The organism is Treponema primitia ZAS-2 (assembly GCF_000214375.1).
In the GTDB taxonomy this organism is placed as follows: domain Bacteria; phylum Spirochaetota; class Spirochaetia; order Treponematales; family Breznakiellaceae; genus Termitinema; species Termitinema primitia.
Genome location: NC_015578.1, coordinates 739,590 through 765,734, shown reverse-complemented (window position 1 = coordinate 765,734; position 26,145 = coordinate 739,590). Strand labels below are relative to the sequence as shown.

The 26,145-nt window shown below is 54.1% G+C and carries 12 protein-coding genes; 1 reads left to right on the top strand and 11 read right to left on the bottom strand.

All coding sequences use genetic code 11. The annotated features are described in order from the left end of the window. Positions 1-37: 37 nt before the first annotated feature. The 6 genes from TREPR_RS03380 to TREPR_RS03355 all read right to left on the bottom strand — a co-directional run bounded on the left by TREPR_RS03380 (position 38) and on the right by TREPR_RS03355 (position 12,226). The gene (locus TREPR_RS03380; RefSeq protein WP_015706882.1) at positions 38-3,082 is read right to left on the bottom strand and encodes a hypothetical protein; all 3,045 of its coding nucleotides are present in this window, start codon (positions 3,080-3,082) and stop codon (positions 38-40) included. 71 nt (positions 3,083-3,153) lie between these two features. Next, entirely contained in the window at positions 3,154-3,792 is a 639-nt protein-coding gene (locus tag TREPR_RS03375) for a cobalamin B12-binding domain-containing protein (RefSeq protein WP_015706881.1), read from the bottom strand. A gap of 26 nt (positions 3,793-3,818) precedes the next feature. Beyond that, entirely contained in the window at positions 3,819-5,432 is a 1,614-nt protein-coding gene (locus tag TREPR_RS18855; protein WP_015706880.1) for a helix-turn-helix domain-containing protein, read from the bottom strand. Between the two features lie 4 nt (positions 5,433-5,436). Continuing rightward, a complete protein-coding gene (locus TREPR_RS03365; protein ID WP_015706879.1) occupies positions 5,437-6,915 on the bottom strand; it encodes a helix-turn-helix domain-containing protein in 1,479 nt (492 codons plus the stop codon). Positions 6,916-7,115: 200 nt separating this feature from the next. Continuing rightward, complete coding sequence (locus tag TREPR_RS03360) at positions 7,116-9,590, bottom strand: helix-turn-helix transcriptional regulator (RefSeq protein WP_015706878.1); 2,475 nt, start codon at positions 9,588-9,590, stop codon at positions 7,116-7,118. A gap of 56 nt (positions 9,591-9,646) precedes the next feature. After that, positions 9,647-12,226 (bottom strand): LuxR C-terminal-related transcriptional regulator, encoded by a 2,580-nt coding sequence (locus TREPR_RS03355; RefSeq protein WP_015706877.1) that lies wholly within the window; start codon positions 12,224-12,226, stop codon positions 9,647-9,649. Positions 12,227-12,647: 421 nt separating this feature from the next. On the opposite strand from TREPR_RS03355, the gene TREPR_RS03350 reads away from it, so the two are divergent. Further along, positions 12,648-12,983: an MGMT family protein gene (locus TREPR_RS03350; protein WP_015706876.1), complete on the top strand. Its 336-nt coding sequence runs from the start codon at positions 12,648-12,650 to the stop codon at positions 12,981-12,983. Here the strand turns inward: TREPR_RS03350 and TREPR_RS03345 are convergent. The 5 genes from TREPR_RS03345 to TREPR_RS03325 all read right to left on the bottom strand — a co-directional run bounded on the left by TREPR_RS03345 (position 12,980) and on the right by TREPR_RS03325 (position 26,132). Next, a complete protein-coding gene (locus TREPR_RS03345; RefSeq protein WP_015706875.1) occupies positions 12,980-14,161 on the bottom strand; it encodes a hypothetical protein in 1,182 nt (393 codons plus the stop codon). The two genes, TREPR_RS03350 and TREPR_RS03345, sit on opposite strands and share 4 nt — an antisense overlap. Further along, positions 14,151-17,255, bottom strand: a complete 3,105-nt coding sequence (locus TREPR_RS03340) for a FecR family protein (protein ID WP_041610991.1) — start codon at positions 17,253-17,255, stop codon at positions 14,151-14,153. Before TREPR_RS03340 ends, TREPR_RS03345 begins: the two co-directional genes overlap by 11 nt. Then, positions 17,215-19,104: an adenylate/guanylate cyclase domain-containing protein gene (locus TREPR_RS03335; protein WP_015706873.1), complete on the bottom strand. Its 1,890-nt coding sequence runs from the start codon at positions 19,102-19,104 to the stop codon at positions 17,215-17,217. Before TREPR_RS03335 ends, TREPR_RS03340 begins: the two co-directional genes overlap by 41 nt. A 105-nt stretch (positions 19,105-19,209) precedes the next feature. Then, a complete protein-coding gene (locus tag TREPR_RS03330) occupies positions 19,210-22,221 on the bottom strand; it encodes a hypothetical protein (RefSeq protein ID WP_015706872.1) in 3,012 nt (1,003 codons plus the stop codon). After that, complete coding sequence (locus TREPR_RS03325; protein WP_041610990.1) at positions 22,218-26,132, bottom strand: beta strand repeat-containing protein; 3,915 nt, start codon at positions 26,130-26,132, stop codon at positions 22,218-22,220. Before TREPR_RS03325 ends, TREPR_RS03330 begins: the two co-directional genes overlap by 4 nt. Positions 26,133-26,145 lie beyond the last annotated feature (13 nt).

Here is a 26,145-nt window from a genome sequence, read left to right as displayed (position 1 = left end):
TTCTACCCCTAAAAACCAACCGGTTGTTAAGGTTCCCCTAATACGAAAAAGAAAATCCCATTCCCATAACAAAATCGTTATTAATATTATCATTTACATTGGAAATTTTCCAGGCCCCCCAGACCGAGGGATCTATACTGACCGGCAGGGCGGTGACCAATATGGTAGAAATGGTAAATCCCAGGCGCATTACCAGTGATTGGGCAAGCCTGTAGGAACCGGTTCCGGCGTCATACACATAATTTCCCTCAGCCCCGGCCTTCCCCTGGTCATCGTAGAAGCCCCCCCGCCAGGCAAGGGTTCCGTACACACGGTTAAAGTAGGCATGGGACAGATTCCGCTGAATGTCAAAGGAAAAGAGCTTCATTTCCGCCTCAGCGCCTGCCAGCCATTCCAGGACTATCTGATTCTGGACCGGATATTCAGATAATGCAATAGAGGCAAAAGGGGTATTCTGGTAATATCGGGATTCCCCCCGGAGGTTAAAGCCATCCCGGTCCCAGGCCCCATAGAGATGAAGCCGTAAAGGCAGGATCGGTTCCAGGGCGGCGGTCAGGAGCCCGTCAAGCCGGGGTATGTCCAATGGCCGGTCGAGTTGGAGCCGCCCATAGGCCGTCAGGGACAGCCCCTGGCCGAACAGTTCCCAGTTGTGCAGGGTAAGGTTGGAAATCCTCATCCTCAGGCCGGCGCTGTAGTAAAATTGATCATAGTCCCAGCTATAGGGGTTGTCGCCGCCGTCAATTTTCTGGCCCCAGGAATCCCGGGTATATCGGGGCGCCGCAAAAAGCAGATCAAGGTTGGGGCTTATTTCAAAACGGAGCCGCTCATTGCCCAAGCCAGTGCTTAAGGCAGCGGAGATCCCCGTACGGGTTTCCCGGTAATTGGAGGTCAGGGTTTTATTCAAATCATCGGAAAGGTTGAATATCAGGGGAAAGCCAAGGGCATAACTGATCCACTGAAGCTCCCCCGCTGCCATGGGAGAACGTATATCATAAAAAGCGGTAAGGAACACCAAATTAGTGTCCGTGGGGTCGCTCATAAAGGAGAATATCCCTACGCCGTCAACGCTCAAATTACTGCCCTCTTCCGGGCGAATCAGAGGCAGGGGCAGCCACAGCTTGAGGGGGTTCAGGTAGGAAATGCCCAGGTACCCTCTGCTTGGCGGAAGCTTCGCTTCCGCTTGCAGAACTTCCGTAGGAATATCCGCGGGCCAAAGTTCTGTCAGCGGAATCGAAGCTTCCGCTGGCCAAGGCTTAAGGGCCAGGGTCGTCCGCAGCCCCGAAAGAGCGGGAGCCGGATCGGGGTAGCGCATCAGGGCATCCCACTGGGCAAAGGTCCCGGCGTAGTAGATCGAATCGCCGGCCATCACCGGATAGGCGACCGCTCCGGAAAGGTTCCGCTCCGTAAAGACGGCGTCCAGGGTCTCCGGAAAGCCCCCGTCCTGGATACGGGAAATATCCACCGCCCCGAGTTTGTACATGCCCCGATCATGGTTAAACGTAAAAAACAGCTTTCCCTGGGAAACCTGGAGGGAGCGGATATACCGCCACCGTTCCTCGTCATCGGGCAAATCCGAACCCAGGGTATAGACCTGCCGGGTATCAAAGTTGTAAAGGCAAAGCTCCCGCTTCCCCTTCCGGGCGGCGATAAAGGCGATCCAGGTATCGTCCAGCGCAACCGGGGATCCAAAAAGCAGCTCCTCGTTGCCTTCGAGCAATACCTGTTCCCCGGTTTTCCGGTTAAACAGTTTTCCTGAGAGCTCTGAACGGAACACAAGTTTGTTATTGTGCAGTTCCGATGACAGGCCAATTACCCCGTCCCGGAAATACCGTCCACTGTAGAGCCCCGGCCAGGCATGTCCGGTCTGCAAGCCCTTCCGCCCATATTCAATCACCATCGCCCGGGCCAGGCTCCCCTTATAGCGATAGGTGGAAACCAGAAAACTCTCCCCATCCTCCCGGGCATCCAGGCCGTAGGCGATACTGTCCAGGGCAATAACCCTGCGGGTTTTCCCCGATTCAGTGTCATAGGCAAACGCCCCCTGGGCAAGGTTGTCCAGAAAAAAAACTTTTCCCTCTCCGGAGCTAACAGCATTAATAATCGCCCCCTGTCGGGGGAAAGGCAGGGGTCCGGAAGTATAACCTGTATACACCGGAGAGATAGGGTTCTCTTCAATAGTAGTAAGCCTAAGGCTTTCCTTAAAAGTGCCCCAGGCCTCCAAAAAGGTAAGGCCATACACATTTTTAAAACTGTTGAAGAAGCCGTTGTTATAGAAGAAAAAAGAAAAATGATACTCCCGCCCAATGGCCTTCCAGAGCGCGGCGTATTTTTCCATACCGTAGGTCCGGCAGAGCCAGGCGGAAAAAAGCCCGCCGTATTCGTAATGGGCGGAAGTGGTATGGGGATACTTATATACCCCCGCAGTCTGGAAAGGGCTCAGGAAGGCGTCTTCATGGATCGCTTGGCGCAGCCGCTGCTGTATCAGGGGATCATTGGCCCTGCCGAATCCGGAAAGGCTTTCAAAGTTTACCGTTACCCCTTCCACCATGAACATCGGTGCGGTCAGTCCCGTGGGGTACACCCATCCACCAAAAATAGCAGACAGGATCTCTACCGAGGGGTCGCGGCTGCTCAGGGAAACTGCATGGGTAAGCTCGTGGAGAAAAAGGCTTTCTAGGGAATTTTCAAAGACAGTCCACTCAATGGACATGGAGGTATCGTAGAGCACAATATGGGGATAAGGCAGGGGATTCATATACCCGTTGAACTTTTCCGTATGGGGGGTAATGGTAACCGGTGTCCGCCTCTTCAGACTTATCCCCAGAAGACCGGAAACCCGATCGTAGATTCCGTCAGCCATACCCGCTAAGGCCCGGGCAGTGGGTTCCGACTCCCGGGGATAAATGATGTCGAAGTGTTCCGTCCTGATTACCCGCAAACCCGTAAAGGGCTTAAGAGTCTGGGCGCCGGGCATTTCAAGGGAAGTAGCAAGGAGCAGCACAAAAAGAAAGCGGGCCCGGTTCATGCCTATTAGGGTAACAGAAAGGAGGAAAAAGAGGAAGGAGGCTTTTATCGAGGACAAATACCCCTAAAACCCGGTTCTTGAGTATTAAACCCCGGCGGATCCACACGGAGGCGCCGGGTAAAGACAACTCACCCATTACTGCAAGCTGCCCTAGCCATCTCCACAACGCCTACAGTATCCCTGGCGTAAAAATCCGCGCCGATATCCTGGCAGTATTTCTCCGTCACCGGGGCGCCAGTAATCATGATCTTGACCCGGCTCCGTATGCCTGCGGAGGACGCGGCGTGAACCACAGACTTGAGCTGGGGCATGGTTGCGGGCAGACTGGAAAAACAGAGGATAATCTGGGCGCTTTCTCTGACAGCGGCTTCCACAAAGCGCTCTGGGGAAACACTGACCCCCAGATCTATTACCCGGAAACCAGCCCCTTCCAGGGTTACCGCCGCAAGGGTCTTTTCAATATCATGGATATCCCCTTTTACAGCGCCGATAATCACGGCACCCTTGGGTTCTCCGGCTGATGAGGCAATCGCCGGCCTGAGCACCCCGATACCTATATTCATGGCCCGGGCGGCGATGAGCAGTTCCGGCCTGAATATCTCCCGCCGCTTATACCGGTTTGTCATGGCGTACATGCCGGGGATCAGTCCCTGCCTAAGGATGCTCTCCACACTGTAATTTTCTTTGATAGCCCTGGCAATCAAATCCGAAGTTTCTTTTGCCTTCCCCGACTGGAGACTGTTGGAAATGTCACTTAAATTAACCATCGTATACCTCCTGGGTATTTTTAGTTTTAATTTGAAACAGATTCACCGCCGCCCTGACCCCGGTATTTTCCGGGGCTTACGCTGGTAAAACTTTTGAATATCTTCGAGAACCAGCTTTGATCTTCAAAGCCGCAGGAAGCCGCAATTTCATTGAGAGACAAGTCGGTCTCGGTCAGCATGTGCCCCGCCTTCTCAACCCGGAGACGGTTCAGGTAGCTTGAAAGGTTTTCCCCCATTTCCTCCTTAAAGATAGAGCTGAAATAGGGGGCGGAAAGTCCCGAAGCAGAGGCCACCTCCTGGAGGCTCAGTTTGCGGGTGTAGTTTTCCCAGATATACCGTTCCGCCTTGCGCAAAGCCGAGGCATGGCGTACTCCCTGGAATGAAAAGATCTGGGAGGACATTCGCTCCACAATAATATGGAGCACGTCGGTGAGTTCCTCAATGCTCTTCGCTTCCTGGATGCGGCGGAGGTAACGGTTATTTGTTTCCAGCATACTGTCATCGCCAACTTCCGTTGGGCCAACTTCCGTTGAGCCGGCCTCGGTCAGGCCGGTTTCAGCCGGGCCGGCTGAACTTGACATAGGAAGCGTCTCCGAGAGCTGCGACGGCAGGGAAGCCGGGCCTTCTCCCTTCCCCTGCATCATGGCTGCCCGGGAAAGGAGGACCACCAGTTCTATTGCCCGGAACTGGACAAACTTAAATTGATCCGAGTTTGAATAAAAAAGTATCTCCAGAAGCTCGTTTAGTATTCTCCGCCCCGAATCGTTATCCCCCCGGCGCAGAGCCGCCAAAAGCATCCGTTCCTTATCCATGGGATACCCGGGAACCTGAACATGGGCAGAACGGGAATTCCGCAGTATTTCTGTCCGCACCTGCGGTTCCGGCCGGGTTTCCGGCCGTCCCCGAAGATTGTCAAAGTAATCATCTGAGCCCGTGGAAAGGTACTCGGCGCAGATCAGCAGCAAATCTGCCAAGGCTTTAATCCGTTCAGATTCGCCACTGGAGAACTGGGACAGCCGGGTTTCCAGTTCCTGGGGAGAGACGGTTCCACTACTCATTATCTGCATGACTTCCTGGGTCTCCCTGCGATCAATGCCCAGGAATCCCGATCCAACCAGGGCCCCTATAAAACGTCCCTCGGAATAAAGGGGACTGGTCCAGAACATAAACCCCAGTTCACACATATAGATGTAGGAGCCTCCGAAACGGTGAGCTTCCTTGATGCTGTTTATATGCAGCATGTTACAGGGGTGGGATCGTAAATCGGAAGTTCGGATAGGATCCCCGGATTTGTTATCCAGGGACGTGCAGTCCCGATGATTCCGGGAATCATCGGGATTCCGGGAATCATCGGGATTCCGGGAATCATCAGGATTCCGGGAATCATCAGGATTCCGGGAGTCCCGGGGACTCCTGTCCGCAGCATATTTAAGACAATAGTTAATGCAGGTATTGGTCTCCCCGATAAGGCCAGGGAAGGTTTCACGAATCGGCAAAAAATCCTGATCCAGCACACAACAAACAGTTCCGGTAGACTTTGCGTAAATATTAAGCACCTTCCAGGCCCTGACCAGCAAGGGGTCAGTTTCTCTAACAAGATTGGCCCTAGTTTTAACATTGCTTATTTTTTCGTCATTCATATTTTTACCCGCCTATCGTGTGGTGATTCACCGGCAGATTATCCGTCGATAACGCCGGGCCGGAACCGCAATTCTGAATTCGGTATTTTCCCGGGCTCATTCCGGTATAATTTTTGAATATCTTCGAAAACCAGCTTTGATCCTCGAACCCACAGGCCCCGGCTATTTCACTCAGAGGAAAATCAGAACCGCTTAGCATAGCTGCGGCCCGTTCCACCCGGAGGCGGTTCAGGTACCCTGACAGGTTCTCCCCCATTTCTTCTTTGAACACGGTACTGAAATAGGGGGCGGAAAGTCCCGAAGCGGTGGCCACCTCCTGGAGGCTCAATTTGCGGGTGTAGTTTTCCCAGATATACCGCTCCGCCTTCCGCAGCGCCGAGGCATGACGCACTCCCCGGAAGGAAAAAATCTGCCCGGTCATGCTGTCCACTACCTGGTACAGCATATCGATAAGTTCCTCCATGTTTTGCGCCTCCTGTATGTCCAGGAGGAACTGGTTATTCATCTCCAATAGCGCATCTTCAGTGTTGCCCGATGTGACCGCCGCCCGGGAGAGGAGCACCACCAGCTCAATGGCCCGGTACTGCATAAACTTAAAATTATCGGGGTTCGAGAAAAAGAGAAGGGCAAGAAGTTCGTCCAGGACTTTCCGGGAAGATTCGTTATCCCCCCGCCGCAGGGACGCCATAAGGAGCCGCTCCTTCTCTATGGGATAGCAGGGGACCAGCTCTCCCGAGGGGTACTGGTTTTTCAAGGTTTCTATCTGATCCAAAAGTTTTGTTTGCTGCTGGGCCCGGCGTTTAAGAATTTCGTGATAGGTTTCCGGCGACCGGGATATCTGTTCCGCACAGGTGAGCAGGAGCTGGGCCAGGGACTTTATTTCATCCTGGGATTTTTCAGGAACATACTCCAGGTATCCCGCCGATTCCTCCCGGGATATAAGCCCCCGGCTCATGGTAAAAATTTTTTCCACCGCTTCCTGCCGTTTTACCCCCAATACCCTCCCGGCAATCAATGCTCCGGCCAGGCGCCCCCCGGTAGACAGAGGACATGTCCAGTAAGCGAAACCCATTTCACAGGTATAAATATACACTCCCCCTGCATGCTGGGCCTGAGAAATACTGTGGATATGTATAGCGGTACAGGGGTACTCATCATCATCCCAGACCCGGTCGTCTTGCCGGGAATATTTTCTACAGAGGGCGCAGAAAAAACTCGGATCACCCACCTGGTCCGCTGCTTGCAACGCCGACTTTAGTCGGAGAGTTTCCTGCGCGGGAGACTTCGTTGCAAGTAGCGCCGCTACTACCCGGCCCTCTTCAGGGGGCTGAGCCATCTCTTCCGAAATAGAATGCCCCGCCTGATCCAACACGGATACGTTTACGCCGGTGGCTTTTTCATAGGATTGCAGAGCCGACCGGGCTTTTAGCAGCATAGGTTCTATCTCTCTGCGGAGTATAATATTCGAGTTATTAAGGGTCATATTTTTCTCCTGATGCTACATAGTCTAATCAGCGTTTTTGAACGCAATACACCCTAACGGTGAAAAATGTTCTTTTTTTAGAAATTCGTGCGGAATTTTTTGACCGGTTATTTGACTTGCAAATTTTAAAGCAGACCAGCACAAGGAAGAACAACTGTATTAGATAATAACAAAAATCCTTTTAATATTCAATTTTTTTACTAAGTTTCTTCATTTTTTGTAAGTATTTTTCGGGCGATTGCGATACGCACCGCATCCGCCCGGTTTACTGCGGATAATTTGCGGTACACAGTTCTGATAACGCTTTTCACCGTATTGATGGAAATACCCCCGTCCCGGGCGATTTCCTCCCGGGTGAGCCCCTGGGAAAGGCCGGTAAGGACCTGCATCTCCCGGGACGTCAAAGTCGTCCCCGGTGTCAAAGTCACCCCCGACGTCAAAGTCGTCCCCGATGTCAGAGTCACCCCTGGCGATAAGGGCGCAGTAACTGAAGCTTTTTTATAAAGTTCCCGGTATTGTTCTGCAGCTGCATAGGTTTTTTTTGCATAGGCTGAAGATTTTCTGAGTATCCGTTCCAGCCATTCCCGGGGCGCCCCAGGTTTTTCATACTTAATCGCTGTGCTTACTAGGGTGCGCATATCCCTGCCCATCTCAATAAAGGGCATTTCCAGGGCGTCCCCTTCCGCCATCCGCCAGGCTTCCTCAAGCGCCGCCAGGGCAGCGTCTTTCCGTTTTCCCCGGTACAAACACAGGGCCTCCAGGACCTTCATTTCGATTTTTCCGAACAGGAAAGCCCCCAGCCCGTACTCACCCTTCTGTTCCTCCAGAGAAGCCAGGGCAAGAGGGTAACGTTTCTGCGCATAGAAATACTTTGCCTTTACCAGGGCCGCAGTACCGTTGAGCAGGGAAGGCAGGGCGCCGCGATCAAAATCATTTTTCAGCCAGGGCGCAAGACGGCGGGGAAGGCCAATATGTATAAAAAACCACCCGGAATGTATATCATAGCGGATCCGCTGATCCGGAAATTCCACCCGGATACCCGCCTCCAACTGCTTGAGCAGTTCCGCTGTCTGTTCCAGTCTACCCTCCGCCAGATTGATCCGCAGTAAAAAAAACAAGGCCTGGGTTTCTATTTCAAACTGGCCCTTTTCCCGGGCTTTGCGGAGGGCCCGGTGGGAATAAATTTCCCCCCGGAGCAGATCCCCCTGGTAGAGGGCAAATTCAGCCCAAGCCAGATCCTCCATGCCATAAAAGGCGCCGCCCATAGAATCCGCCAGGGGGGGTATGGCCTCCGCCAGGGCATTGATAAAATCGGGGATCTCGTTTTTTTCCGGGGGATACCCAACCCGGCACACATAGGGCCCGGCGTTGGCGCTGCTTATGGGCCCGTCCAGGCGCACCGGGTTCCGACGGTAGTAAACCCAGGCCTGCTCAAAAAAAACACAGAAGTCCCGGCGCTTGGTATGGACGCAGCTGAGCAGGGAAGCGAAGCCCAGGATAATGTAGGCAAAATACAGAATCAGGTTGTCCTCCGGGGAGACGGGGCGGCCTTCATAGAGATCGATGGTCTCCCGGCTGGCGGCGACTGCGTCATCAAAACGCCCCAGTATGAAGAGCAGCCGGGGCCGGACCGCACGGCGCAGAAAGTCAGGATCCTTCCCCTCCCCCAACAGATTTTCTGACAGTTCCAGCAGGGCTCTGGCGGTGTCCTGGGGTATGATCTGGGGGAGGCTGAATACCAGCTTGATGATACCCCGGTAATCCCCGGCTTTCCCGTAACAGGCAAGGGCTTCCTGCTTCATCCCGTGTTCCAGATACCAGTGGGCGGAGCGGGCATAGATATCCTGCTGTTCCCCTTCCCCCAGTTCTCCCTGTTTTTCCACAAGGAATTTGAGAAACAAGCCATGTACCCTGTAACGCTTTTCTGCGGGATCGTACACGATCAGGGAATTGACCCCCTCCATCAGGGGAATAAGACCCGTATCGCCTGAAAGTTCCTGCACCAGGGCGGCAGGCCAGGGTTCTATCAGGGAAAGCTTGATCAGAAATTTTTTTAAGTTTTCGGGAAGGGGGTTGAAGATCTCTGTCTCAATGAACCGGAAGATATTCGCACGAATAGAGGAAAGGGAGCGCTCTGCCCTCAGGCGGCCCTGTTCCAGGGCCCTGGCGGCCAGGTGCACCGCAAAAGCCCAGCCTTCGGTACGCTGGTAAATTTCCTCCACCATCCCCGGGGGAACGGAAATGTTCCGCAGCAGCAGATAGTCCCGGATCTCCGCTTCCCTGAACCGGAGATCCTCCCAGGTAATCCGCCCAACTTTGCCCTTAGACAGGGCCAGCTCCTGCCGGCTGATGAGGATGACCCGCATATTGGGATAGGGGGCCCCCAGAAATTCCTCAAGAAGCCCGGACAGATCCGGCCCCCGGGCAAACTGCAGATCATCCAGCACAAGTACGCACCGGGCCTTGGGGTTTTCGGGCCGGAAGTCCCGGAGGGAAACAGGGGCATGGGTATTCCATTCGGAGACAGGCAGCCAGCGGCTAAGCCCCGCTTCTCCCCGGAGGAACGATAAGACCGCACGGGTTTTTCCAAACCCGGCGCCGGCAACTACAGTCACCACCGGGTTCTGTAGGGCCTTTTCCAGTAAACGGTTAATCCGCTTCCGCTCAAGATACATTTGATTATTTATCAGATGCACAACAATCAGGAAATATTTTTTTCACTACTTCAATTCTAGTTTCGGAGGTCATCACTTTTCAAGATACCCAGAGAAGTTGCGATCCGCACCGCATCCGCCCGGTTTACTGCGCCAAGTTTATTGTACACGCTTCTGATAACGCTTTTAACAGTATTTAGGGAAATATCCCCATCATCCGCCAGTTCTTCCCGGGTTAATCCACGGGAGAGGCCCCGCAGGACCAAGAGTTCCCGGCGGGAAAGAATTACCGGTCCCGCCGCATCTTCATAGTCCGGGTCCTGGAATTTTTCCACGGTTATATACAGTTTCTTCGCATAGGCCGAGGCGCTTCGTAGTATCTTTTCAAGCCACTCCCGGGGGATGGAGCATTGGTGCTTTAAAACGGCAGAGAACAGGGCTCGGGTGCGCTTTCCCTGCTCAATGAAAATCATATCCAGGCCGTTGGGGGCGGCCAGATAGTAGGCTTCTTCCAGGGAATTTATTGCCCAGGGGATATCCTTCATATCGTAGAAACACATAGCCTCTATGAGTTTGTTCCCTATTTTTCCAAACAGAAAAGCCCCCATTCCGTATTCGTCTTTATCGTTTTCTATCAGCCTCAGGGCCTTGAGGTGCTGCTTTTGGGTAATATAGTATTTTACCCGGACCAGGGTCTCCTGCCCCAAGAGCATGGGATTCAGATCGCTTTCTTCAAAATCATTTTTAAGCCAGGAGGCCATTCGGGAAATCTGGCCGATATGGGCATAGAACCAGCCGGTTTGTACATCGTAATCGGTATAACGGTTCAGGTACCCCTTTTCCTCAAGCTGGGCTTCCATGAGCTTAAGCAGTTCTTCTATTTTTTCCGGGTTTCCGTAGAAAAGGTTGATCCGTATCAGGTAAAAAAACGCCCTGCTTGCTATTTCGTACTGATTCTTTTTCTGGGCCTTGAACAGGGCCTGGTAGGCCATCTGCTCCGCATTGGCCATGTCGACGCGGAAAAAAGCCAGTTCCGCCCAGGCCATATCGCCCATGCCATAGCCAAGCCCCCCGTTGGCGTCGGACATATAGGGCGCCATGGCCGCAATCGCCTCATTGTACCGTTCCGCTTCCCCCTTTTCCGGGCTGCTTACCCGGCACAGGTAGGAACTGAGCGGCGCCACCGTTGCGGGCCCCGTAAGCTTATGGCCGCTCAGCTGGGAGTAATGGTAGGCCCGTTCAAAGAAGGAAACATAACTGTAGTCACAAGTATGCATACTGGTTATCAAACCTATCAATCCCAGGTTGTTATAACAGCCTGTCAGAACACGGTTGTTGAAAAAGGAGGGAGCTTCAATTTCCAGCTGGGTTATAATTTCCCTAAGTCCCGCAGAAGCCCGGTCAAACTGCTTCAGGGTAAAGAGAATGCGCGTTTGGAGGAGGTAGGCCAGGGGGTTTTCCTGAAAAAGCGAATCCGGCGCCCGGTCCAAAATCTCCAGAAGGAAGGCGGCCATAGGGCTCGGCAGTATGGGGGGCAGGGTATAGGACGCTTCGAGAAATGCATCATAGGACCCGGCCTTTTCATAATAACTGAAGGCGTCCATTTTAAGGTTGTTTTCCACGCACCACCGGGCAGCTTTACTGTAGACATCCTGTTTTTCTTCCTCCGAAAGCTCCCCCTGCCTGCCGCTTAAATACTCCAGGAAGAGATGGTGGACCCGCCAGGCGTTTAGGTAGGGATCGTAGCGGACAAAGGAGCCGAGCCCTTCCAGCTCCTCCAGAATCCCCGCATCCCCGGCAATGTCCAAAAGTATATCCCTGGCCAGATGTTCTATCAGGGAAATCTTGATCAGAAATTTCCGCAAATCTTCGGAAATAACCGCAACCACCTCGCTTTCAATAAGCTTGAAGATGTTTGCCTTAACTGAGGAAGGAGCGTAGCGCTTGCCCGAAGGTTCATTCTTGATAGCCAGAGCTGCCAGGTGTATGGCAAAGGCCCAGCCCTCGGTATCCCGGCACACCGTAGCTGCCGCATCCGGCGGGGCGTCCACCTGCTGCAAATAAAAATACTCCTGTGTTTCCTCCGCCGTAAAGCGCAGATCATCCTCGTTAATCTGAGCCAGGTAGCCTTTGGAGAGCAGGGGAATGGAATTGATCCGGGGTTCCGTCCGGGAAATAAGAATAGAAGTGATATTGGAGAAGGGAGTGGTGATGGACCGCTCAATAAAGTGCAGCACCCCCGGGTCCCGGATCAGGTGGAAATCGTCATAGACAAAGAGGTACTTCTGCGCCGGCTTTATGTCATTCCTGGGAATTCGCATATACCGTTCAAACTTCTGATCCGTATCGGGAAACTCAAGAGCCCGGAGTTTTAGCTCCGTTTCTTTGTCAATAAACCCTACGGCCCGGGTATAATTTTCCCAAAACCGCCCGCCCAGGTTATCCCGTTCGGAAAACTGTATCCAGGCCGTAACCGCATTGTACTTGCGTGCAAATGAATAAACCGCCTGGGTCTTGCCATAGCCGGCCCCGGCGGTTACTGTAACGATTGGACTCCGTGCTGCCTTTTCCAGTAAGTCATGTACCTGGGGCCGGTCCAAATAGATTTGATTCCCCGAATTAATGGGGACATTGCTATAAAATAACTGATCCGGCATCAATTCACCCTAACCCTAATGGATATAGAAAAGGATGCTTAGACTTATAATGTAGTAACAGCTCGCCTGTATTTCGTGTTTTTCTTTGAATATGTTATTATGGTAACAAGAGTTATCAGAATCGTCAAGGGGACTTACGAGGGAAGGAGAAAAAAATTGCTTTATATCGACATTATTTCGGGTTTTGTCAAGGCAAAATAGCAGTTTTTTATGGTAATTGTATTGGGCAATTACCCTCCCCTCCCTGCCTCTGTCCCTGTGCACCTGCATTAAAGAGTTGTTATAAATAATGGTTAGGGATATCTTTTATACTTTGCGCCAGCTTTGGTTCAAGGTTTCAGGGGAAATATGCACTGGTGGTTAAACTGGGAACTGTTGGCAAAACATGGCGCTTTTTTACGCGGCGTATTATACTGGACCGATGAAAAAGCCCCTTCACGATTCCACGATCCGTATCCTGGCGGCTATTAAGGCGGTGCCCCGGGGACGGGTTTCCTGTTACCGGGATATAGCTTTTGCTGCGGGGATGCCCAACGGCGCCAGGCAGGTGGCGCGGATACTCCACTCTATGTCGGAAGGGGAAAAACTGCCCTGGCACCGGATTATCCGGGCGGATGGGCATATCGCCCTGCCTGAGGGGGGCGGGAGGGAGATACAGATTAGCCTGCTCCGCGCCGAGGGGGTGAAGGTGAGCAAGGCAGGGGTGGTGGATTTGGGAAGGTATGGGACGGGCGCTTCCGGGCAAAAGGCCACCTAAAACTGCCAGCCCGCGCCGATCAGGGGCCGGATAAAGCCCGGCTGGATTTGGTCATTAGCCGCAAAAACATGGTTAAAGCTTACACCGGCTTCAACAAAAAAGGGCTTGCGGATAAGCCACTGGAAAGAGGCGCCGGCGCCGGCAGAAAAATACAGGCCCGTGAAAGATTCGGAATTTCCGCTTGAATAGGCGAAGTGAAAATCTAAAATTGACACTACACCCGCCCCAAGGCGCAGGTTAAAAGCCATGGTCCGGTTGGACAGCCACTTTTGGTACAGCAAATTGACATTAAGGCCTGTTAAATGGGAAACCACATCATACCCTTCGCTTGGGTTTTTGGTGTCCATATAATTCCAGAAGGGGTCAAGCTCCACCCCTAAATATCCCCATACCCGCTTAAAGGGTACCAAGCTCAACTTGGTATGGGCCCCCAGGGGAAAAGCGCCCTGGTCAAAAAAGGAGAAAAAACTGCCGTACAGGGGTATTACCGCGCCATATCCTGCGGATACATTGAAGTCCACAGGCTTGCGAAAGGCCACCCGGAAAGTCCCGGTTTCCGTTTCCAGGCCCCCGGGATTTTTAATAAAGATGGTAAAGTTTCCCGTTACCAGGCTGGACATGGCAAAGCTGATCCGAACTGTCCGCCCGGCGCTATCTATCACCGTTGTTTGGGGTACAATATCTCTGGGCCGGTCGGTCTGCCGCAGTAGTACTTCGGCGCCATCTACCAAATTCAATCCGGTAATGACAATATTCCAGCTTGTATCTTCGTCTAAATAAAAAGCCTCGGGGCTAAAACTCTGTATCCCGGGTTTTAGGGCCAACATAATTTCAAAATATTCCCATTCCCCAATACCCTGGGGCCGGTTCAAGAGATCGTAAACCTGTATGGTATACCGGTAATTTCCCGGCCCAAGGGATACATCAATAAATGTTTCTTTGGTGAATTCACGCAGTATTTCTGTGTAAGATTCGTCAACATTTTTTAGCCCAATGATTATTTCATATTGACGCACATAAGGTTCCGCCGCCCAAAACAGGTGTTGGATGATTTTAGCTCCCCCGTTTTCCAAAACAACATAAGAATAGGTTTCATCCTCCCCCTTTTCCTGGGCGGCAATAAACCTGGGTAGGAGTGTCAACAGTAAAAGTGCTGCAAAAATCAGCTTATTGCCCATAGAGAATTCCCATATCGGCCCGCCGGGGATTAGATGGCAAAGGAATGTCAATGGTCAGCCGATTTGAAGCTATCATCCCCCGTTGTTCAATATACCCGTCTTCCGCGAGGCTCACCGCTTCTACCTGCCAGATGTAGGTTCCCACATCAAGGGCGGACAAATCCGGGAGGGTATAGGATACAACAGGTTGGGCTTCAGTTCTGGCAATCTCGGGAAGCCCGGTTTCATCTTCCCGGTACAAACTAAAGATGTAGGCGTTTGCCCCGGGCACAGTGCCCCAGGAAAAGGTGATGGAATTCATGGCTGCCAGCTGGTCCGGGCCTAAGAGGGCGCCGTTTTCAGGGGAAACGCCTTCCGGTGAAGGGAGGGGCGGTATGGGCAGCACCCGGAAGGAGAAAGGCGCCGGGGCGCTGATATCAAGGCTGTCTGGGGTTTCTGCCCGGATGGTCCAGTAATAATCCCCCGCTTCCAGGCGGACCAGGGGAATCTCAGCGCCGGGGTTGCGGATGTCCATGAGGGGATCTTTCAGCGGGTCGGAGTTCCGGGACAGGGCAAAACGGCTGGTTTGGGGGATTTCGTCAGAACTCCATCGTACCCTTCCGGGGCGGCGCAGGGCTTCCAGGCCCTCAAATTCCGTATTATTACCGGGCTGGTTCAGGGAAACCGGGGTAATTTCAATGGGCAATACCCGGAAGGACGCCGGCGTCGGGGCGCTGACATCATAACCCTCCGGGGTTTCCCCCAGAATCGTCCAATAGTAGGTCCCCTCCCGCAGTTGGGACAGGGGGATACTCGGGTTGGGGTTCGTGATATCCATTACAGGCCTTCCCGCAAGAAGGTCAGAGTTTCGGGAAAGGATGAACCGGGAATTTCCCAGGGTTTCCGGGGCGCTCCAACGGATAGTTTCACCCTGGCGGTAGGCGGCAAGCCCATTGAGGACCGCCCCCGGCTCGGGGGATTCCAGGGTAACCGGGCGTAGTTTCCGTAGGGAAAAAGCCGCAGATGAGATCAGGCCGTTCTGCCGGGAGCGCAAGGGAGTTTCCTCCGCTAAGGCCTGGACAGTCCAAACATAGTTTCCCTCCGCATAATTGCTCCAGTTGATAACCCGGCTTTCTGCAGCGTTCAGGTTGTCTTCGTACACCGGCCTGGTGGGGTCAGCCTCCCGGTACAACCTGAACTGGTAATAATCCGCATCCGGAACCGCCGCCCACTGGAACGGTACGTCCCCCTGTTCCGGGATAGCGACCAGGGCGTTATCCCGGGGCGTTTCCATTACCGGGCGGCCTAAAGGAGGGGCCACCTTCAGGACCTTGGGCGCGGTTTGCAGGGTCACCTCCGGGCTTTCCACCGCTATACGCCAATACCAGGTTCCCGCCGCCAGCTGCCTTCCCCGTATGGTTTCGCCGCCGGTTACTTCGTCTATTGCGGGGTTTGAAAAATCCGGGGTGGAAGAAATCTGGAACCGGGTCTGGAACGGGAGGTTGCTCCTCCAGGTAAAGCGTGTATCCGGGAGCAGACTTTCCGCAGTAGTATAATTGTCCGGCGGAAACAGGGTGCGCTGTATTACTTCCCCTTCCAGGGCGAAAAACCCATTCACCGATGAAACCGGCGAAGCGTTCCCTTCCATATCGGTCTGGTAGACCCCCCAGTAATACTGTCCGTCGCTTATGGTCCGGTCATCTGCCCGGTAGACATAGTAGTTATCCCGCACCATCCGGGTAATAATGGGGCCGCTCAGATCCCGGTTCCGGGAAATACGCAGGGTATAGGAATCGGCTTCAAGATTATTGGCCCAGGAAAAATAGAAATCCTGCCGCTCCGCAGAGATATTAAAAGAGCTCCCGTTCTGGGGATTGGAAAGTACCGGGGGTGACAGGTCGCCGCTCTGTTCGATAGAAAAGTAACTAAGCCCCGAACCTGCCGAAGTGCCCTCATAATCCCCGGAAAATACGGGCTGCACCTGCCAGTACCAGCGCCCCGGAGGGAGCTTTGAATAGATAAAAGAAGTTCCCTGTTCCTGGATCTGTAAAGCCGGGTTAAGAAGCTGGGGGTTATCCGCCGCAGTTACAATATAAAAGGCGGCCTCCGCCGTTTCGGTCCACTGGAAACGTACCGAAGGCTGTTTGGTCCGGTACCGGTATACATACCCCTCGGCGGGGGTAATCTGTTCAGGCGGCGGGGCGTAGCTTATGGCCAGCTTTTCGATGCTATTTTCGGCTGCCCCCCCTTCAAGACCTTCCGCCATGCCCGATGGGTATACCCGCCACCACCAGGTTCCCGGCGCCAGTTCCACCAGGGCTTCATCTCCATCCAGGTCCAACTGTGCAGCCGGCCGGGTAAAGCCCCGGTCTTCCGCAACTTCAAAGCGGGTCGTTTCAGTATAGTTTACCTTGTTCCACTTAAATTGGACCGTAGAGGGGCGGCGCTCATTCACCAGAAGCCGGGTTGCCGGCCTGGGTTGCAGGGAGACTGTCCGGGAAAGAGAGATTCCCCCGGGGTCACCGGAGAAAACGGACCCCGCTTCCAGGGTTTCCCCGGATACTATCGCCCTACCTTCCACAATAGAAGCCGTAAAACCATCCTCCCCGGCTCCGGCGCTTACCACCCCGCCTGAAAGCACTTCAAGGCGGCTGTTCCCGGAAGACAGGATGATACCCCCACCACTGTGGACATTTACACTTACGCTTCCCAGGGTAAAGTCGATCCGGGGTATGGCGTTTTCCTCAAAAAGCTGAATAATGCTGTTTTCCTGGAGATTTATGATTCCACCGCTATGAAAAGTAACGGTGGCTTCCGAAAGATCAGCGGTACGGATCATATCCCCGTTGTACACCGGGGATTCCTTCGCCAGCCGGTCCCAGAGTACCCGGTCAGAAAAACGCCGCTGGGCAGCCTTGTACTTAAAGGTGATGGTCCCCATGGGGGCCTCGTTCAGCCGGGTAAGGCTCTGGTTCAGGTCCCGCTGAAAAAACCAAAGGCAGAAGATCGCCCCGGCAATGCAGATGAGAAATACCGCATAATCCGGCGCCCCAAAAACCCGGCTTCCAGGGGCTTTATTCACCGGAGCCGATTTTATACTTTTTCTCTTCCGCATTGGTATTAACCTTACTCAAATCCGGGGGGATGATCCCCAGCAGATCCCTCAGTTCCGCCAGGGTTTGGGGCTGGAGCTGCCCCTCTATGGCCATATCCGCTTTGAAGTTCACCACCGCAAACATCCGCACAGGCTGGGATTTTCCCTTCACCTCCACCGAGGGCATTTCTTCCGTTATCAGATGTTCACCCGCCAGGTTCCAGGTATCTTCGGTGATAAGGATATCCGTCCCCAGGGGCTTGTTGAGCGCCTCGGTACGGCTCGCCAGGTTTACCGCATCCCCGATAACTGTGTATTCCATCCGCTGTTCCGAGCCTATCTGCCCGGCGGTAACGACCCCTGAATTGATGCCGCAGCCAATGCGTATCCTGGGATTGGCGGGATCGTTTTCCCCCCGGTTCTTGTTCATCTGGTAGAGGGCTTCCCGCATCATCAATGCCGCCCGCACACCGTTTAAGGCGTCCGCCTCGGGGCTGCCCGAGGTATAGGCAGTTCCCCAATGAGCCATGACCGAGTCGCCGATAAATTTGTCCACCACCCCGTTGGTTTTCTCCACGCACTCCACCATGCGGGTTAAATATTCGTTAAGCCAGGCGACAATCCGGTCGGAAGATTCATCGCCATAATTCCGGGCAAATTCCTCGGATATGGAAGTAAAGTTACGAATGTCCGAAAAAAACACCGTCCCGTGTTTGGGCTGGCCCCCAGGCTTGATCTCCCCCCGCATGGCCCCCAGGGCTATTTCCCGGTTGGTAAACCTGCCGAAGATCCCCAGTGCCTTACTCATACGGCTAAAACTCTGGGTAAGCACCCCCAATTCGTCCCGGCTTTTAGAGACCAGGTTCTGTTCAAACAAGCCTTCCTCGATCTGCCCTGCCACCACCGTAAGGCCCTTCAGGGGCCGGGAAATAGTTTTACTGAAAAGCCAGATCAGGACGATGGAAACAAAAAGCACCGCCCCGGTGAGGTAGATATTCCGCCGGGTAGTGGCGGCGATTCCCTCGAAAACTACATCGTATTCCACATTAGTGATTACCACCGCGTTGGCCACGGAAAGTTTCTGAAAAGCCCCAAAGTACCGCCCCCCGTCCCGGTCGGTATACAGGGTCTGGAGATTCCGTTCCTGGCTTTCCCGCAGGGTTTCCACAAAGGGCTGGTTTGCCACATTCGCCCCGGCCCGGACAAGCTCGTAATCCGGGTGGACCAGGATATCCCCGGCATCGTTGATCATATACGAAGAATTAACGCCCTGCCCAAAATTGTCGTTCAGGGAATCGGAGGAAAAGAGGATCAGCACCACTTCCTCGGCGCCGGTTTCCTGCCAGGGAAAAAGCAGGGCCAGCAGGGGGATATGAAATATGGGCGCGGCGTTCAGGAGCAGGGTTTCCCCGGAACGGGAACGATCCACCGCCTCCCGCTGGCGGGTCATAAATTCCCCCACCAGATCGCTTTCCAACTCGTTGGCCAGGAAAAACCGATTATTGACCAGTTCCCTATCCCCGGTGATAACAATGGCGGCGATGTCCTGGTTCCGCTCAAAAAAGAAGGCCGCAGCCTGCCGGGAAAGGGCCGCCTGGGAGGAGCCCACGGCATTCAGGGTATCCAGGAGCACCAACACGCTGGACCGGACCGTAGAAAGGGTGGTTTCCGCCTCCGAGGCGGAACGTTTATTGACGCTGAAATTGTTTTCCTCCGCGGTGACCCGCAGATCCGAAGAAACCATCACCGACACCAGGGCGGTAATGGCGCCTAAGGAGACCAGGAGGAGAATAGTAATAATTCCAACCAACTTAAAGCCGATAGGGTACTTTACCCTGGCGGCGCCGGGCTTTTTAGCATCCCTGGGCACCTAAACTCCTTTTTGACCAAAACTGCGCTTACCTGAGAATAAAATTTTTCTTTCAAATCCGAGCATTATTATCGGAGAACCTTCCTAAAATATTGGAAAGAACGGCTACTGTATCTTCCCCTCTTCACTACCACTATCAAATATCAGCGTCTTGCTGGTATCGACATGGCTGAATTTATCCACATCACTTTGGATCAGGATATGGGCAGTGGTATAGGGTGGTGATGCGGCGCCCTTAATCAGGACGGTCCCGGGGCCGGTATCTTCTGAATCGAGGACCGCGCCGCCGTCAGTATCCATGGTCTCGGTTACGGTAACAAAATGGCCGCTTGTCAGGTAGACCGGATTATTGACGATTTTCGCTGATCCGGACATTTCGATAGCCCCATTGACACGTACGCCGCCGCCTGAACCGGCGGTATTCCCGCTGATACTGCCTCCATTCATGGTGAATTTTCCGTTGCCACTGGCGACATTCACCCCACCGCCATCGTTGCTGGCGGTATTCCCGCTGATGGTTCCTCCATCCATGGTAAATTGGAGATCTCCATGTAAGTGCACCCCGCCGCCTGAAGCGCTGGTATTCCCACTGATGATTCCTCCTTCCATGGTGTATTCCCCCAGACCAAGCAACATCACCCCGCCTCCTAGGCCATTGGTAGTATTGCCGCTGATACTACCACCTTTCATGGAAAATTTGGAGCCGTCATCTATAAACATACCACCGCCATGTTCGTCGGCACGATTCCCGATGATGCTCCCACCGGACATGATAAATTGGGCGCCCCCTTGTATATACAACCCGCCGCCGCCTTTGCCGGAAGCGACGCCCAAGACTTTATTACCGCTGATAGTCCCGCCGGTCATGTTGAAGGTCCCGCCGACCCACTCGTCGTCGACGAGCACCCTGCCGACCCGCACCCCGCCGCCCCAGCCTTCTTGGATGATATTATTGCTGATGGTTCCTCCGCTCATATTGAAAGTCCCGCCGACATACACCCCGACTCCGCCGGAGCCCCAACCTCCAAATGAAATATCCCCATTCCCGCTGATACTACCCCCGCTCATGGTGAAGATCCCGGAATTAAGATACACCCCACTACCGTAGTAGGCGATATTCCCACTGATACTGCCTCCGGATATGGTAAAGTCGTCGTCATTTTCTACATACACCCCGCCGCCTTGGCTGGGAGATTCGCTCAGAAATTTATTTCCGCTGATGGTCCCGCCGGTCATGGTGAAGGTCCCCCCGAAGGGCACCAGCACCCCACCGCCTTTGCCTTGTCCCATGATATTATTGCTGATGGTTCCCCCACTCATCTTGAAAGTCCCGCCGACAAACACCCCGACTCCGCCAGCGTCGCTGTCTTCAAATGAACTATCTCCATTCCCGGTGATACTACCCCCGGTCATGGTGAAGGTCCCGCTATCAAGAGACACCCCACTGCCCCAGTAGGCGATATTCCCGCTAATGGTTCCCCCGCTCATGGTGAAGGTCCCATTCACGACTTTCACCCCGCCGCCATCGTCATTGTCATCGGGGTGTCTCCCTCCTGTGAGGGTCAGGCTGTCCCCCAGCCGTACATTGGCATTTTTTATATACAACACCCGGTTTAATTCATCGGCATCGAGTGTACCGGGGTTATCGGGATTTCCCTGGAGGATGATCGGGGGCAAGGTGTCATACAAGCCAGTGTCGCTTATATCAACCAGCCCGTTTGTGCTTGCTGTACCGGTTACTTCTCCGCTCACGATGATCACCGCAGGCTCGATACTTACTGTGGACTTGCCGGGCCAAGGGTCACCGATATCGGCATAGGCGGTTCTTATGGCAGTCACCGCCGCCTGTACCGAACCAAGGGGGCTGGCTAGGCTTAATCCGTTTCCGGTTCCCCCGGGGCTAACATAATAGACCGTTGTTGGGGATGACCCATTGGTATAGTCCAGGGTGTACCGGCTGCTGTGCAGTTGATCCGGGGCGCTTACAATGATGGTTACTTTGTTAAACTGTAGGGTAAGGCCGGTAATACTCGCCGAATAGACATCTCCCGTATGAGTAACTGAGGGGCTTGCAAGAACTGTCCCGTTTACTTCCAGGGCATAAGTCTGCCCTGCTTTTCCCAGGGTAAAGCCCAGGGTCAGACTACCTGTGCCGGTCAAGCCGCCGTAGTGATAAGTGCCGCTGTTAAAAGCCGGGGACAGGGTTCCGAAAGCGCTGCCAACGATTATCCCCGTAGGCATTAACAGGGTCGCGTCGGAGGAAAGGAAATTCTCCGCCGTAAGGTCAAAGCTTGATACTAAAGCGTCGTCTACTATCCACTTATTGGTGGTCAGGTTTTTATAGACCAGAACCCCCAGGTCGTCAAAAACCTTGATCAGGGAGCCGTCTTTCCGGTAGAACCAGAGGCTTAGGGCGGCGTTCCCCGTCGGCACATCCGCCGCTTCAAAGGTAATTTGGCGGTATCCGTCATCAGAAGGAGGATCGGAAATGCCGTTACCCAGGGTGAACCGTTTGGAATAGGGGGTCCATTCATCGGTAAAAGGCGTTCCATCGGGGTCGTAGGAGGGGTAAAGGTGGGCTTCCACGGCGGCAACCGCATCGTCGGGATCAATGGGTTCCTCAAACCTGAAGGTCAGGCTTATGTCCCCGGTTCCGGGGCCGGGGTCGACCAGGTTAAGGGTAACCGTGATAGGTGAATCCCCCAGGTTGGAGCTTGGAAAGGATTCTTCTTTGCCCTGGGCCAAGAGGAGGCCGTATTCTTCGTCATAAGCTTCAGCAATAATGTTTACCAAACTTACCGTCGCATCGAGGGGAGCCGAAAAGGAGACAGAAACAATTCCGCTCGTGCCCGAGCCTGAGCCATAGGTAACGGTGTCCAAAGTATTAGTAATTCTCACGACATAAAACCCGGGGGTTATTGTCGGTACTGCAGTGCGGGCAAGCCCTGTTCCGAGGCTCAGGCGTATGGTCACGGTTCCCGGTGTACCGCCAGGCCCGGTCTCGGAGAAATTTGCCAAGGGCTGGGCGCAGGAGGCGAGAAAAATTATCCCCGGAAGAAGGGTAAAAAGAATACGCCGCTTAATTGTTTTCCTGTTCATGTGTATGTTCCCGCTCATGCTCGTACCCTAAGCCTGAAATTTCCTGAATGGATTTTGCCGTTAACGATAACCGTTATGGTTATATCATACTCCCCCGCAGCCGATGGGGCGGTAAATGTGAGGCCTTCGGTGGCGCCGGTTACATTGGAAAGGGTGATTCGGGCTCCCCTATAATCCCGCCCTGATGCGGTCCAGCCGCTTAACGTTAGGCCCGTGGCATTTTGGGCCGTCACGGATACCGTTGCGCCGCGGTCAACCGCCACGGCAGCGCCGCTAAATGAAAGCTGAGAATAGCCGATCACACAGGTTATGGAAGGTTCACGCTGGGCCAGTTGCCCGTTAGTATCCACATAACGCACGGCGGGGTCATAGCCCGCAATGGTAAACTTACTGTGATTCCCGATGAGGTAGGAGGATCCTTCCAGAACCTGGGCGCCCAGGGCGGTAGAAGTCGGTAAGGCGATGGCAGCCGCAAATGTCTGGGTCAAGTCGCCGCCCAGGGTGATTTTCTGGTTCACCGCAAGGTACACCGGGTTATTCTGGTTTACCAGGGCGCTCCCGGACATAGTAAAACTGCCGGTATTCACAGAAACGCCGTTGTTTGTATTGTTTGTGATAAGCGCATTGTCTTTCATAACCAGGCTTCCGTCATTCACGGCGACAAGCGCGGCTGTGGCTGTTACGGAGCCTTTGTTCCCGTCCAGGGTCAATAGATTTACTGCGGAAGCCTCGCTCAGGGTAAGGCTGCCGCCGCTTTGTATGTCAAAGAACGCGCCGGTCATCCCCGTTCCCCGGGTAATAGTTCGGTTAGAGGAATCCGCCTTTAAGGTAATAGGCTTGTTAATAACGATGGTTCCCGGAGCGGTTGTGGTAGTAACATCACCGCCGACGATCAGGACGCTTTCCTCACCCTGGGTAAAGCCGGGAGGTATCCGGTCAATGGCCTCTTTGAGTCCCATCCAGGTGGTGATGGGTTTATACACAGCTGAGAGACTTATACCGGACTGGCTGGCGCCCCCTACGGAGAACGCTGTCCTCACGATCAAGGTATAGGTTTTACTATCCGCCGTAATGATCGCCAGAAAATCTACGGAGGTTTGGGTGACCGGGACTTTCACTTTCCAGGTCCAGGTTCCGGCATTGACGGCGGAAACAGAGTCAAGCGCCGAGGTAAAGGCGCTGTCGCTGTAGGCCTTGACCGTAATCGCCGAGACAGTACCGCCTGAGAAATCAGTCAGTGAGAGCGTTCCATCCAGGACCAAGGAAAGCTGCTCCAGTTGCCCGGCGGTATTCACCCAGCGCACATCGCTGTCATAGCCGTCAATGGTAAACTTATCGTGATTCCCGCTGAGGTAGGCGGATCCTTCCAGAACCTGGGCGCCCAGGGCCGTAGAAGCCGGTAAGGCGATGGCAGCCGCAGTCGTCTGGGTCAAGTTACCGCCCAGGGTGATTGTCCGCCCCGCCGCAAGGTACACCGGATTATTTTGCGCCACCAGGGCGCTCCCGGACATAGTAAAACTGCCGGTATTCACAGAAACGCCGTAGTTTGTATTGTTTGTGATAAGCGCATTATTATTCATAATCAGGATCCCGCCATTCACGGTGATAAGCGCGGCGGCGGCTGTTACGGAGCCTTTGTTCCCGTCCAGGGTCAATAGCTTTACTGCGGAAGTTTCGCCCAGGGTAAGGCTGCCGCCGCTTTGTATGTCAAAAAACGCACCGGTCATCCCTGTTCCCCGGGTAATGCTCCGGTCTGATGTAGTATCCGCCTTCAGGGTAATGGCCTTGTTTAAAACGATGGTTCCCGAAGTGGCTGTAGCAGTAAAACTAGCGCCGATGACCAGGACGCTTTCGTCGGCGGGGGTAAAGCCTTCGGTAGAGGCCGGTGGTATCCGGTCAAGGACAGCTTTAATGTCCTGCCAACCGGTGATGGATGTATACACCCCAGCGAGGCTTATACCGGCTTGGTCCCCTGAGGAGGTCGCGGTCCCCGCGATTAAGGTATAGGTTTTGCCGCCCGCCGTAATGGTCGCCAGAAAATCTATGGTGTTTTGGGTGAGCGGGACTTTCGCTTCCCAGGTCCAGGTCCCGCCGGTATTGACGGCGGTATCGGTGTAAAGTAATTCCGTAAAGCCGGCGCTGTAAGCCTTGACCGTAATCGCCGAGGCGGTCCCGCCTGAGAAAGCGGACAGGGAGAGCGTTCCCTCCAGGAGCTTCACAAACTCCAGTTGCCCGGCGGAATTCACCCAGCGTACGTCGCTGTCATAGCCGGCAATGGTAAATTTACTGTGATTCCCGATGAGGTAGGCGGATCCTTCCAGAACCTGGGCGCCAAGGGCCGTAGAAGCCGGTAAATCGATGACAGCCGCAGTCGTCTGGGTCAAGTTACCGCCCAGGGTGATTGTCCGCCCCGCCGCAAGGTACACCGGATTATTTTGCGCCACCTGGGCACTTCCGGACATGGTAAAACTGCCGGTATTCACAGAAACGCCGTTGTTTGAATTGTTGGTGATAAGCGCATTGTCATTCATAACCAGGCTTCCGCCATTCACGGTGACCATCGCGGCGGCGGCTGTTACGGAGCCCTTGTTCCCGTCCAGGGTCAATACAGCGGTCGAGGTTTCGCCCAGGGTAAGGCTCCCGCCGCTTTGTATGTCAAAGAACGCGCCGGTCATCCCCGTTCCCCGGGTAATACTCCGGGGCGAGGAATCCGCTTCCAAGGTAATGGGCTTGTTTAAAACAATGGAATCGGCAATATCAAAAGAAGCGCCGATAACCAGGACGCTTTCCCCGCCCGGGACAAATCCGGCGGCGGCCGGGGGTATCCGATCAATGGCCTCTTTGATTTCCGCCCAGGCGGTAATAGTTTTGTACACCGCCGAAAGGCTTATACCGGACCGGCCGGCATCCCCTACAGAGCTCTCGGTCCCCACGATTAAGGTATAGGTTTTGCCGCCCGCCGTAATGGCCGCCAGGAAATTTATGTCCCTGTGGGTAACCGGGACTTTCGCTTTCCAAGCCCAGGTCCCGTCGGTATCAACGGCGAGAACAGAGTCAAGCATCTGGGTAAAGCCGGCGCCGCTGTAGGCATGGACTGTAATCGCCGAGACAGGGCCTGAAAAATCAGATAGGGAAAGCGTTCCCTCAAGGTACTTCTGGGCGACAAAGTCACCGCCGGAAAAACTGAAATCCCCATTGGTGGTAAGCCCGGGGTAGATATGTACCACCTCCGCCCGGCGGGCGGTTTTATTCGCATCGTTGGTTAATTCCAGAATCATAACATAATAGCCCGCAGCCACCGCAGCGGTCCCGGTGAGAGTGTCCCCAGGGAAGGTCTTGCTCAGCGCCGCGCCCTCGCCTTCCCTCGCTAAAGTCAGGGTCCCGGTATAGGAAACATCTGAAACCGCCAGGTTCCAGTAGAAAAGGCCGTCCCCGCCCTGGCTTATGGGGAGGGAGTCCACCGTTATGGTTTGCAGGGTAAGGGCGCCGTCGACAACATCAAGGGTGATCGTATTGTTTGCGGCCTGTAAATAAGCGCCTTCGTAGGAAACAAAGGCGGTAACTGTCAGGCTCCAAATTGCCGAGTCCAGATCCACCGGGTAGCCGCTGCCGGTCAGACCGGCCATATCCAGAGGCGCTGAAATGCTCAGGGAAAACGAGTCCTTTCCGGGGGCAGTAAATTCCAATTCATATTTAGAAAAAACCGGAAGATCCTCAGGAATCAGGGTACGGGCGCCGCTTGAATCTCCGATCTTAACCATAACCCGCCCTTTCCCCGGGGGAATCGGGTTGTAAGTACCGGGATAACCGGAGAAGTTGGGAGAGTTGGGAGAGTTGGAACTTTCAAGCATATTGGAGCAGGCGGAAAAAATCAGGCACCCCAGGAAAAGTGCGGCACTGGTTTTTTTTAGTCCGGTATGGCCTATCATTTCCTGTTCTCCC